Origin of the sequence: Mesorhizobium sp. M0174 (assembly GCF_040322275.1) — a bacterium.
GTDB lineage: Bacteria > Pseudomonadota > Alphaproteobacteria > Rhizobiales > Rhizobiaceae > Mesorhizobium.
Genome location: NZ_JAMYTB010000007.1, coordinates 61018 through 73085 on the forward strand (window position 1 = coordinate 61018; position 12068 = coordinate 73085).

Below are 12068 nucleotides of genomic sequence, written 5' to 3' on the forward strand. Positions count from 1 at the left end.
TCTCCTGTGATCTAAAATCGGGGCTCGACCACCACTTCGGTCCGCACCGAATTGGCGATGAAACAGGCGTCGTGCGCCTTGTGATGAATACTCTCGATCATAGCCGCATCTGCGTCGCATTCGACGAGCGGCCGAAGGGTGACATGTGTGATGGCTGTGCGCCCCTCAGCATTCTTGGCCATCAGGCCTTCGGCTTCGTCGTGATAAGATCGGACATTGAGCTTAGCGCGTTTTGCCAGATCCAAGAACCAGAGCATGTGGCAAGAAGAAAGCGAAGCGACGAACAGTTCTTCCGGATCGACGATCGTTGCATCGCTAAAAGGTGCCGGCACAATCGACGGCGATGCGGAAGCGGAGATGACCGCGCCACCATCAAAATGAAGTTCATGGACCCGGGAATAGCGGCCGGAAAGGAAATCCTCCCGTGCCCCCGACTTCCAGCGAAGCCCAGCAAAATGCTTCGACATGCGACCTCCTAAAGGCTCCGCCCGATCAGCAATTTCATGATCTCGTTGGTGCCGCCGTAGATGCGCTGGACGCGGGCATCGCGGAACATGCGGGCGATCGGATATTCATTCATGTAGCCATAGCCGCCATGCAATTGAAGGCATTCGTCGACGACTTTTCCTTGCAGGTCTGACAGCCAGTATTTGGCCATCGAAGCCGTCACCGGGTCGAGGCCACCGTTAATATGGCGGGCAACGCAGTCATTATAGAAGACGCGGCCGATGGTCGCCTCGGTCTTCAATTCGGCAAGCTTGAACTGGGTGTTCTGGAATTCGATGATGGCCTTGCCGAAGGCCTTGCGCTCCTTGACGTAGTCGATGGTAAGCGCCAGAGCCCGCTCGACCATGGCAATAGCAGTGGTGCCGATCTGCAGCCGCTCCTGCGGCAATTGTTGCATCAACTGGACGAAGCCCTGGCCTTCGTCATTGCCGAGCAGGTTCGAGGTCGGCACACGCACGTCGTTGAAGAACAGTTCCGACGTGTCGTTGGCCTTGAGGCCGATCTTGTCGAGGTTACGGCCACGCGCGAAACCCTCCACCTCGTCAGTCTCGACGACGATCAGCGAGATGCCCTTGGCGCCCTTCTCAGGATCGGTCTTGGCAACGACGATGATGAAATTGGCGAGCTGGCCGTTGGTGATAAAGGTCTTCGAGCCGTTGAGCTTGTACCGGTTGCCGTCCTGTTCGGCGTGCATCTTGATGCCCTGCAGGTCTGAGCCCGCACCCGGCTCAGTCATGGCGATGGCGCCGATCAGTTCGCCGGTCGCCAGCCTCGGCAGCCACCTCTTCTTCTGCTCCTCCGAGCCGTAGTGGAGGACATAGGGGGCAACGATCGAATTGTGCAGGCCAATGCCGAACCCGTCGACGCCGACATGGCCGATCGCCTCGATGATGGCGCTCTCATGTGCGAAGGTGCCGCCCGATCCGCCATATTCCTCCGGCATCGAGGCGCACAGCAGTCCGGCAGCACCCGCCTTCTGCCAGCTTTCGCGGTCGACCATCTCGTTCTTCTCGAACTCGTCGTAACGCGGCGCGATCTCTTCCGACATGAAGCGGTGCGCCATGTCGTAAAGCATGCCGACCTCGTCCGCCGCCCAGACGGGCTTGGGAAGGCCCAGGATTTCGGCGGGGTTGGTCATGGTTTCTCCCTCGCGCCGACGTCCCCCTCCCCCTCGAGACGAGGGTGGCCGCGAAGCGGCCGGGTGGAGTCGCCGATGACTTGCTCGACCTTATCTTTTACAACCTGCGCCATGTGCCACGGCATTGCGATCATTTTCCTCCAAGGCATGCACCAGAATGGAGGTCGGCGCACTGCAGGCAGGACCCCTCCCGGCCCTTCGGGCCACCCTCCCCTCGAGGGGCAGGGGAACGCCGAAGCTAGAACGCTTCCGCCGCCAGTGCCATCAATGTGTCGGCACCGCTGGAGATGCGGGCAAGATGCGCCGACGTCTCCGGCATGATCCGCTCTATGAAGAAGCGCGCCGTCACCAGCTTGTTGTCGTAGAAAGACGAAGCGCCGTCGGGACCATCAGCCAATTTCGCTGCGGCCACCTTGGCCATCCGGGCCCACATATAGCCCAGCGCCACCAGGCCGAAGAGATGCATGTAGTCGGTCGAGGCGGCACCCGCATTGTCGGGCTTGGCTATGCCGTTCTGCACCAGCCACATCGTCGCCGCCTGCAGATCGTCGAGGCCCTCTTTAAGCGCCTTGGTGAAGGGCGCCATCTTCTCATCGGTGCGGTTCTCCTCGCAGAACTCTCCGACTTCCCTAAAGAAGACCTGGACCGCGCGGCCGCCATTCAAGGCCAGCTTGCGGCCGACGAGGTCGAGCGCCTGGATGCCGTTGGCACCCTCATAAATCATGGCGATGCGGGCATCGCGGACGAACTGGCTCATGCCGTGTTCTTCTATATAGCCGTGGCCGCCGAACACCTGCTGCGCCATTACCGCATGATCGAAACCCTTGTCGGTGAGCACGCCCTTGACCACCGGCGTCATCAGGCCGGTATAGTCGTCTGCGACCTGGCGATCTTTGTCGTCACCGGAGCGGTGAGCGATGTCGGACTTGATCGCCGTCCACAGCGCCAGCGCGCGGCCGGCCTCGTTGAACGCCTTCATGGTCATCAGGCTGCGGCGGATGTCCGGATGGACGATGATCGGATCGGCCTTCCTGTCCGGCGCCTTCGGTCCTGACAGCGAGCGGCCCTGCAGACGGTCCTTGGCGTAGGAAACCGCATTCTGATAGGCGACCTCCGATAGTGAGAGCCCCTGCAGGCCGACGCCAAGCCGCGCCTCATTCATCATGGTGAACATTGCTTTCAGCCCGCCATTGGCCTCGCCGAGCAGCGTGCCTTCAGCGTCGTCGTAATTCATGACGCAGGTCGAGTTGCCATGGATACCCATCTTCTCCTCGATCGAGCCACAGGAGACGGTGTTCTTCTCGCCGGGATTGCCTGAGACATCGAGCTTGAACTTCGGTACGATGAACAGGGAGATGCCCTTCACGCCATCCGGCGCGCCCTCGATACGGGCCAGCACCAGGTGGACGATATTGTCCGACATGTCATGCTCGCCGGCCGAGATGAAGATCTTCTGGCCGGAGATCCTGTAGGTGCCGTCGCCATTTGGGACGGCCTTGGTGCGCAGCAGGCCAAGATCGGTTCCGCAGTGCGGCTCGGTCAGATTCATGGTGCCGGTCCAGGCGCCCTCGACCAGCTTCGGCAACCATGTTGCCTTCTGCTCTTTGGTGCCATGGGTGATGATCGCAGCGATCGCGCCTTGCGTCAGGCCGGCATACATCATGAGCGACATATTGGCCGACACCATGTATTCGGCAACCGCGGTGTGCACCGCGTAGGGCAAGCCTTGCCCGCCAAACTCGACAGGTGCGGCGAGCCCCATCCAGCCGCCTTCGCGATACTGGTCGAAGGCCTCCTTGAAGCCTTTCGGCGTCGTTACCGAACCGTCGTCATGGCGCACGCAACCTTCCGTGTCGCCGACACGGTTCAGCGGCTGCATCACGTTTTCAGCGAGTTTCGCCCCTTCGGCAAGGATGGCCTCGAGCACATCCGGCGTGGCGTCGGAAAATCCGGGAAGATTGGAATAGCGCTGATACCCCAGCACTTCGTTCAGCACGAACAGCGTGTCCCGGATCGGCGCCTTGTAGATCGGCATGCGTTTTCCTCCACCATGCGGTCTTGGCCCCGAAATCAGCCCCAGTGTACCAGTGTATGAGGATAGCAGGCGGGCCAGTATGACGGGTCGGAGATACCAAATGTTGACGTTTGCGTAAACGTCAATTCTGCGGTGCGACGAATTTTCTCCCGCGCGCCAAGACCGCAAACGGCGAAGGACGGCAAACGACGAAGAACCCCGCAGCGAAAGCCGCGCGGCTCTTATCCGTCGGAAATCGAAAGCTTAGTTTAGCTCGCCACGCTGGCCTGCGGCGTCGAGCGCTCGATCAGCATTTGCCGGACAGTCAACATCGAAGCACTCAGTTCGCTGATGGCATCGTCGATCAGCGCCCGCTGCTTCTGCAGACGGGCAAGCTGCTTCTCCGACTTGTCGAGCGCCAGCCGCAATTGCTTTGTGTTGGAGCCGTTCGGATCGTAGAGGTCCATCATCTGCTTGACGTCACGCAGCGAGAATCCGACCTTGCGGCCAAGCAGGATCAGCTTCAGCCGGGCCCTGTCGCGGCGCGTATAGAGGCGGGTCGAGCCGTCGCGCTGCGGGTTGAGTAAACCCTTGTCCTCATAGAAACGCAGCGTACGCAGCGTCACTCCGTATTTCTTGGCCATTTCGCCGATGCGGACAAGCTCTTCACCGGTTTCGCTCGACATATCGTTGGTATTGGCCGCGGCTTGACCGGGCGAAATAAGTTTCATGGTCACTGGCTTTCCCCGTCTGGTGGCGTCGCGGTCGCGGACCTTGCGTCGCCTGAGTGAAAGCGGGGGCGTGCTTCCACTCGTGGTTTCAGCTAACAAATCGCAAACGGCGTAATCCGCTCATTTACGTTTACGTCAATTCTATATCGATAGCCGCCTTACCACGCAAGAGCGTTCTAGGTTTGGAACTTTATGCCGCAGCGCCGGCGGATGACCTAAAAAGTCGTTGCCGATTTCGGGGACGATCATGCGGCTGATCAAACTTCCACGGCGTCTGTTGTGCGTCCAATAGAAGACACCCGGCGTCGTCCGCAGCCAGCCGACAAAGTTGCAACTTCTTAAGCTTGGTTAACGCGTTGTTTACCACGTTGGGGCGAAATGTGCGCATGTCGGTTACCCGTGTCTATCCTGTATTGAATTTTTCACGGTTTTCGGAGCGCGGATGAGACCCGGGAAGCTCGTCTTCCACTGCAACAAGCCACGCAGTCGCCTTCGTCCCGGCAGGACTTTGGGAACCTGGTGAAAGCCAGCAATTCTGAAACGGGCGCATTGATGAACAGCAAGCGGTCCTACCTCGATACACTCAACGCCGGCAGGCAACGCCGGCCGCACACGACGCTTGAAGAGCTCAACCGCTCCCTGGAAACTCTGGAGCAGCGGCTGGAGCGGACGCGCGAGGAGACGACAAACCACCCCGATCCGCGCCGACCCGCGGCAGAACCGCGCTATCCCAGCGCTCAACCCTATGGCCAGCAGCGCCGGTATGAAGACCCACGCGAGGCGCAGCAGCCGAAAGGTCCCGCAGCGGCCTTCGACCAGAACTACCAGGCGATCGCCCGCGATATCGACCGGGTGCGCGGTCAGGAGGACAGCGTCGCCTTAGCCGGCAAGATCGCCGGGGAATTGCGCGGCCTGCGCGAAGAGCTGCGCCAGCAGATGACCTCCGGCCTGCAACGCGAGTTCGACGTACTGCGCAAGAATATTGAGCGAGCCTTCCAGTCAAATGGCGGCGGCAAAGGCAGCGCCGAACTCGGCGTCGAGTTCGAGCGGCTTTCCGGCGCCATCCAGACACTGGCCGAAAAAAGCGACGACAGAAGCGTCAATATGCTGCGGCTCGAGCTTGAGCAGGTCAAGGCCGCGCTCGATACGCTAGCGCGCGAGGAGAGCGTGCAGGCGGTCGGCCGCCGCTGGGACGAATTCGACCGCCGCTGGACTGCCTTCGAGGACCGCGTCGACGCCGATCAGCGCAAGCGCTCCGACGCACCCGGCCTGTCGGCGCTGACGGAGCGGCTCGAACAGATCAGCAATGCCGTCAGCAATCTGCCGGAATCGCTGTCGCTGCGCTCGCTCGAAGAAAAGGTCCGCACGCTTGCCGGAGCGGTCGATCATTTCGCCCGCCAGCAGGACAATCGCGGCAGCGACACATTCAGCCAGATCGACGAGCGGCTCGACGAGATTTCCCGCGCGATCGTCGCCTCGACGGTTGCCGCGCAAGCCAATTCGTTCGACCCCGAGCCCTTCGAACGCATCGAGAAGCGGATCGATTCACTGGCCCAGCAAATCGAAGAAGTGTCGCAGGATCGTCCGGGCCGGGAGGTCATCGACCGGCTCAACACATTGTCGAGCCGCGTGGACGAACTGGCCGGCCGAGCCAATCTGCCGGAACAGGCGATGGAGCGCCTTGCCAGGCAAATCGCGCTTATCTCCGACAAGATCGACCACGCACCGGCCATGCCCGACGCCGATTACATCTTCCAGGGGCTCGAGCAGCGCTTCGACGTGCTATCCAGCATGATGGAACGCCGCCAGGGCGACGCCATCGAACAAGGCAACATGCTGTTTCGCGACCTCGAGCGCCGGTTGGACGAGGTCGCCGACAGGCTGGACCAGCGCATGCCGCAGGTCGACAACGCCGACATTATGGATGCCATCGACGCCCGCTTCACCGCGCTGGCCAAGCGGATGGAGACACGCGTTCCAGATCCCGCCAACGAGGCGGCGATCCGCGGCCTGGAGAGTCGGCTCGAAGACATCTCAAGCCGGCTGGATTCGTCCGCCGCACAAGTCGCCAGCATCGACCCGGCTTTGATCCGCAGCCTCGAAGCGCAGGTCGCCGGCCTGACGGCGCACCTTTCCAAGCCCGGCACGCCGCTGCCGGAATTCGACGACATCAGCCCGCGTCTCAACGAAATCGAGAAATCGCTGGCCGGAACCCGCGATTCCATCCTCGGCGCGGCGCGCGAGGCGGCCGAGAGTGCCGTCCGCTCGCTGGCCGGATCAAGCGCCAACACGGCGGCCGTTACCGGCCTCGCCCAGGACCTGAAGACGCTCGAGGCGCTGACGCGCCGTTCGGACGAGCGCAATTCGAGGACGTTCGAGGCTATCCACGATACGCTGCTCAAGATCGTTGACAGGCTTGGTTCACTGGAGACCAGCGAACCGGCAAGCGCCGAGTTGAGTAAGCGCTCCGGCCGGGCATCCAAGATCTCGGTGCAGGACGCACCGTCGATGGACATCGACCAGTCGCTGCCGTTAACGGGTAACATGGCCGATCTCGACGGCCGCGCCGCGGCGCTCGTGCGCGGAGAGCCAGGTCCGCGAACGCCGGCCGAGGCCGCCGCCGCAGCCGCACTGGCGGCTCTCGGTTCAGACACGACACGTGAAAAGAACGAACAAGGCGGCGGCAGGAAATCGATGTTAGGCGGGCTGGCGCGCGCCCTGAAGGGCAAGAAGGAGGCCGAGACGCCGCCGCTTGCAGGCTCGGCGCCGAGCGCCGAGATACCGAGCGTCGATCTCGACGAGCCCCTCGACCCCAAGCTCGCCAACCGGCCACTGGAACCCGGCTCCGGCGCACCCGACCTCAGCGCCATCATGAAGCGCGTGCGCGACGAGCGCGGGCAGCCGGCCAGAGAAGGCAGCGCCGAGGCGGCGAAATCGGACTTCATCGCGGCAGCCAGAAGGGCCGCGCAAGCGGCGGCCGCCGAGGCGGACGCCCTCAAGCGCCAGTCGACGATGAAAGGCCCGGTCAAGGCACTCAGGATCGGCGACCTGCTCAAGGCGCGGCGCAAGCCGATCCTGATGGGGGCAATCGCCATCATGCTGGCGCTTGCCGGCCTGCAACTGGGCAAAGCCTTCTTCTCCGACCCGGTCGAAGTCGCCGACAATGAGGCGGCGCCGGCCGTGCCCGTACAGCCGGTGGAAACCGCATTGGCCAGCGTTGCCAGCGAGCCGAAGGCGGACGCGCAGACAACAACACAGGAGAGCGAGCCGTCGCCCACCGTCAGGCAGGCCGAGCCATCCGCATCGATGACCAAGGACGACACGGCGGCGCAAACCGGCCCCGCCACACCGGCAGCCGAGGCATCGACGGCGCCCTCGCCTTCCGGAGCGTCCGCTGACCTGGCGGCGCCAGACACCACGGCCGCAGTGCCCGCGCCGGCAGCGGCGACCGCCGAGCCAAAGGCTGCCGCGCCTGCTATTGCCCCCGCTGCCACGCAGGACACGACCGGCACTGTGCCGCCGGCGGATGCTGCCCCGGCAGGCGTTGCCAAGATCGACGTTCCGGCCGATGCCGGGCCGGCCGCCCTGCGCGATGCAGCGGCCGGCGGCGACGCCAAGGCGCTGTTCGAGATCGGCTCGCGTTACGCCGAGTCGCGCGGCGTTAAGGAAGACATGACGGCGGCGGCCAAATGGTATGAGAAAGCTGCCGAACTCGGTTTCGCACCGGCAGAATACCGCATCGGCAACTTCTACGAGAAGGGCATCGGCGTCGCACGCGACATCAAGAAAGCGAAGACCTGGTACCAGCTTGCCGCAGAGCAGGGCAATGCCAGCGCAATGCACAATCTTGCCGTGCTGTTTGCGATGGCGGCGGACGGCGTGACCGACAACGAATCGGCAGCACGCTGGTTCCAGGCGGCGGCGGATCTCGGCGTCAAGGATAGCCAGTTCAATCTCGGCATCCTCGCGGCGAAGGGCGTCGGCATGAAGCAGAACCTCGAGGAGAGCTACAAATGGTTCGCACTCGTCGCCAAGACCGGCGACAAGGATGCGGCGGCCAAGCGCGACGAGATCGCCAAGGCGCTGAGGCCCGAGCAGCTGGAGCGTGCGCGGGCCGCGGCTGAACTGTGGAAGGCCAAGCCGCTCGATCCAGCCGCCAATTCGGCCGACGTTCCTGAATCGTGGCAGGACGGCACACCGCAGACGACCGCCGGCATCGACATGAAGAAAGCGGTCCAGAACATCCAGCGCATTCTCAACAAGAACGGCTACGAGGCCGGCAATCCCGACGGGATGATGGGCCAGAAAACCAAGAACGCGATCATGGCCTTCCAGGCCGACAACGATATGAAGGCAACCGGCGCGATCGACGAAAAGCTGGTCAAGGCGCTGCTTGCGAGTAAATAACGGCGGATGCGTCGTTTCCGCGACGCCCTTGCCACAGATTTGCCTGTTAACTGATTGAGTTGTTTTTGTTTCGGCGGTGCGGCGAAGTTTGACTTCACGGCCCGGCCGGCGCAAGAACGAGATAGCCTTCTGACGCAAAATGCCCGCAACGGTTGCATTCGCCAGGAGGCAAACTGATCGAGACTGACGGGTGGGCATCTATCTCCCGATCGCGGAAATTTCCGTCAACATCTTCGTGCTGCTGGCCATGGGTGCGGCGGTGGGTTTCCTGTCGGGCATGTTCGGCGTGGGCGGCGGCTTTCTCATTACGCCACTGCTGATCTTCTACAACATACCGCCGGCAATCGCGGTCGCCACCGGCGCCAACCAGGTCATCGCTTCCTCCTTCTCCGGCGCCCTGTCGCACATGAAGCGCGGCACGCTCGACTTCAAGCTTGGGGGCGTGCTTTTAGCCGGCGGCATCGTCGGCTCGACTGGTGGTATCTATGTCTTTGCGCTCCTGCGCCGGCTCGGCCAGCTCGACCTGTTCATCTCGCTGCTCTACGTCGTGCTGCTCGGCACCGTCGGCGGACTGATGCTGGTCGAGAGCGTCAATGCGCTGCGCGCTACTCGCAGCGGCGCCGCACCGGTGTTGAAGAAATCCGGCCAGCATAATTGGATCCACCGCCTGCCGCTGAAGATGCGGTTCAGGGCCTCGAAGCTCTTCGTCAGCGTCATTCCGGTGCTTGGGCTGGGCGCGGCGATTGGCTTCCTGTCCTCGATCATGGGCGTCGGCGGCGGCTTCATCATGGTGCCGGCCCTGATCTACCTTTTGAAAGTGCCGACCAACGTCGTCATCGGCACCTCGCTGTTCCAGATCATCTTCACCTCGGCTTACACCACGCTGGTCCACGCCACCACCAATCAGACGGTCGACGTCATGCTCGCCTTCCTGTTGATGGCAGGCGGCGTCGCCGGCGCGCAATATGGCGCCAAGGCTGGTCAGAGGCTGCGGGGCGAGCAACTCAGGGCACTGCTGGCGCTGCTCGTGCTGGCGGTAGCCATCCGGCTTGCCATCGATCTTTTCGTCACGCCGCCCAATCTCTATTCTCTGTCCGGCGTGGGCCTGAGCTGATGGCCGGCCTAAGGACGCTCGCGGCCGCCGTCTTGCTGTCGCTGCTGGCTGCTGCGCCACCGGCGAAGGCGCAGGCGCCACTAACCGAAAACATCCAGATCGGCCTTTCCACCGACAATGTCTCGATTACCGCCGGCTTTTCCGGCGCCGACCTGACCATTTTCGGCTCACTGGAAAATGCCGATCCGCTTGTCGCGCGGCAAGGGCGCTACGACGTGATCGTCGTGCTGGAAGGCCCGGCTCGGCCGGTCGTCGTGCGCCGCAAGGACCGGGTGCTCGGCGTCTGGGTCAATCTGGAGTCGGAGACCTTCAAAAACGTACCTGTCTCCTATTCGGTGGCGACGACGCGGCCGCTGCAGGACGTCACCGATCCGAACAGCTACAAGCAGCTGTCGCTTGGCGCCTCCAACCTCTATTTGCAGCCGGCCGACGCGGAGGACAGCCCGGCGACAATCGAGGAGTTCACCGCCGCGCTGCGCGAACGCAAGGCGGCGACCGGCCTCTACAGCGAGAATGTCGGCGGTGTGCAGTTCCTGTCGCAGAACCTGTTCCGCGCCACCGTCAGGCTCGCCCCAAACGTTCCGGTCGGCACCCATAAGGCCCGCGCCTTCCTGTTCAAGAGCGGCTTGTTCATCAAGGAAAGCTCCGCCCAGCTCGAAATCCGCAAGTCCGGTTTCGAACAGTCGATCTTCCGCGTCGCGCACGACTATTCCTTCCTCTACGGTGTCTTTGCCGTATCGCTGGCCATGCTGACCGGCTGGCTCGGACGACTGGTGTTCAGGAAAGACTGAACTCTCGTAAAAGTGGTTTCCCTTTCCGAGGGTATGGGTTAGACCGCGACCCCCGGGCCCGACCGGACACGAGCTGCTGCTCCCCAAATCAGAAATACAGGAACGCACGATGCGACCAGCATTCGCCGGGATCGACTTCGGCACTTCGAATTCCACCGTAAGCGTGGTCAGGAACGGGCAGCCGCGGCTGGTGGCGTTGGAAGACGGCCAGGTCACGCTGCCCAGTGCGGTGTTTTTCAATTTCGAGGACAACCGCACCTATTTCGGGCGACGCGCCCTTGCCAACTATACGGACAGTATCGAAGGCCGCCTGATGCGCTCGTTGAAGAGTGTGCTCGGCAGCTCGCTCGCCCACGAAAAGACACGCATCAAGGCGCGCTCGATCGGCTTCATGGAGATTGTCGGCCTGTTCGTCGGCCATCTGAAAAAGAAGCTGGAAGAAGAAGCCCATGACGCGGTCGACAGCGTCGTGCTGGGACGGCCCGTGCAGTTCGTCGACGACGATGCCCAGGCTGACGCGAAGGCGGAGCACGAACTCGAAAATGCCGCTCGTGCCCACGGCTTCAAGCACATCGCCTTCCAGTTCGAACCGATTGCCGCGGCACTCGACTACGAACAAAAGGTGACGCGCGAGGAACTGGCGCTGATCGTCGACATGGGCGGCGGCACGTCCGACTTCTCCATCGTGCGCGTCTCGCCCGAGCGCGCCCGCTCGCTTGACCGCAAGGACGACATCCTGGCCAGCCGCGGCATCCACATCGGCGGCACCGACTTCGACCGCCTGTTGAGCATCGCCCATGTGATGCCGCAGCTCGGCTATCTCTCACTGACCAAGGATGGCAAACGTAATCTGCCGGCGAGCTACTTCATCGACCTGGCGACGTGGCAGCGCATCAATCTGGTCTATACCGCGAGGGCGATGACGCATCTGCGCCAGATCCGCTATGAGGCGGAGCGCGCAGACCTGGTCGACCGCTTCATCCACATCGTCGAGCATCGTTATGGCCACGCGCTGGCGGCGCTGGTCGAAAAGGCCAAGATCGAGCTGACGGACCGTTCGTCGGCCGATGTCGAGGTCGCGCTGCCGGAGGTGAGGTTCACGGCAGAAATCACGCGCAAGGGTCTCGAAGCCACCATAGCCAGGGACATTGAGCGTGTTGCGGCTACGGTCGAGCAGACCATCCGCGACGCACAGGTGAAGGCCTCGGACATCACCGCGGTGTTCTTGACCGGCGGATCGACCGCGATCCCGCTGGCCAGGCAGCGGATCCTGGCGCTGGTGCCGCAGGCGTCGGTAATCGAAGGCGATGTGTTCGGCTCGGTCGGGCTTGGGCTGGCGCTCGACGCGCAGCGGAAGTTCGGCTGA

The 12068-nt window shown here is 62.8% G+C and carries 8 protein-coding genes; 4 read left to right on the forward strand and 4 right to left on the reverse strand.

All coding sequences use genetic code 11. The features are described from left to right. Positions 1-11 precede the first annotated feature (11 nt). From NKJ13_RS16305 to NKJ13_RS16320, 4 genes are all read right to left on the reverse strand, one after another. On the reverse strand, positions 12-467 hold the full coding sequence (locus NKJ13_RS16305) for an OsmC family protein (RefSeq protein ID WP_254816313.1): 456 nt from the start codon (positions 465-467) through the stop codon (positions 12-14). An 8-nt stretch (positions 468-475) separates the two neighbouring features. After that, positions 476-1645: an acyl-CoA dehydrogenase family protein gene (locus NKJ13_RS16310; protein ID WP_352506173.1), complete on the reverse strand. Its 1170-nt coding sequence runs from the start codon at positions 1643-1645 to the stop codon at positions 476-478. Positions 1646-1883: 238 nt separating this feature from the next. Beyond that, positions 1884-3680, reverse strand: coding sequence for an acyl-CoA dehydrogenase (locus NKJ13_RS16315; RefSeq protein ID WP_352506172.1), 1797 nt, complete (start codon positions 3678-3680; stop codon positions 1884-1886). A gap of 248 nt (positions 3681-3928) precedes the next feature. After that, a complete protein-coding gene (locus NKJ13_RS16320) occupies positions 3929-4390 on the reverse strand; it encodes a MerR family transcriptional regulator (protein ID WP_352506231.1) in 462 nt (153 codons plus the stop codon). A 552-nt stretch (positions 4391-4942) separates the two neighbouring features. Here NKJ13_RS16320 and NKJ13_RS16325 point away from each other — a divergent pair. From NKJ13_RS16325 to NKJ13_RS16340, 4 genes are all read left to right on the forward strand, one after another. Further along, positions 4943-8797 (forward strand): peptidoglycan-binding protein, encoded by a 3855-nt coding sequence (locus NKJ13_RS16325; protein ID WP_352738425.1) that lies wholly within the window; start codon positions 4943-4945, stop codon positions 8795-8797. Positions 8798-8987: 190 nt separating this feature from the next. Next, the gene (locus NKJ13_RS16330; protein ID WP_023676949.1) at positions 8988-9911 is read left to right on the forward strand and encodes a sulfite exporter TauE/SafE family protein; all 924 of its coding nucleotides are present in this window, start codon (positions 8988-8990) and stop codon (positions 9909-9911) included. Next, the gene (locus NKJ13_RS16335) at positions 9911-10702 is read left to right on the forward strand and encodes a TIGR02186 family protein (protein WP_352448631.1); all 792 of its coding nucleotides are present in this window, start codon (positions 9911-9913) and stop codon (positions 10700-10702) included. Before NKJ13_RS16330 ends, NKJ13_RS16335 begins: the two co-directional genes overlap by 1 nt. 109 nt (positions 10703-10811) lie before the next feature. Beyond that, positions 10812-12068 carry an Hsp70 family protein gene (locus NKJ13_RS16340; RefSeq protein ID WP_352777893.1) on the forward strand — a complete coding sequence of 419 codons (1257 nt, stop codon included), beginning with the start codon at positions 10812-10814 and terminating at the stop codon, positions 12066-12068.

Excerpts from the sequence above, each read along its gene's own strand:
- NKJ13_RS16315 (WP_352506172.1), bottom strand. The coding sequence starts at position 3,680 with ATGCCGATCTACAAGGCGCCGATCCGGGACACGCTGTTCGTGCTGAAC.
- NKJ13_RS16325 (WP_352738425.1), top strand. The coding sequence starts at position 4,943 with ATGAACAGCAAGCGGTCCTACCTCGATACACTCAACGCCGGCAGGCAA.
- NKJ13_RS16340 (WP_352777893.1), top strand. The coding sequence starts at position 10,812 with ATGCGACCAGCATTCGCCGGGATCGACTTCGGCACTTCGAATTCCACC.
- NKJ13_RS16310 (WP_352506173.1), bottom strand. The coding sequence starts at position 1,645 with ATGACCAACCCCGCCGAAATCCTGGGCCTTCCCAAGCCCGTCTGGGCG.
- NKJ13_RS16305 (WP_254816313.1), bottom strand. The coding sequence starts at position 467 with ATGTCGAAGCATTTTGCTGGGCTTCGCTGGAAGTCGGGGGCACGGGAG.
- NKJ13_RS16320 (WP_352506231.1), bottom strand. The coding sequence starts at position 4,390 with ATGAAACTTATTTCGCCCGGTCAAGCCGCGGCCAATACCAACGATATG.
- NKJ13_RS16335 (WP_352448631.1), top strand. The coding sequence starts at position 9,911 with ATGGCCGGCCTAAGGACGCTCGCGGCCGCCGTCTTGCTGTCGCTGCTG.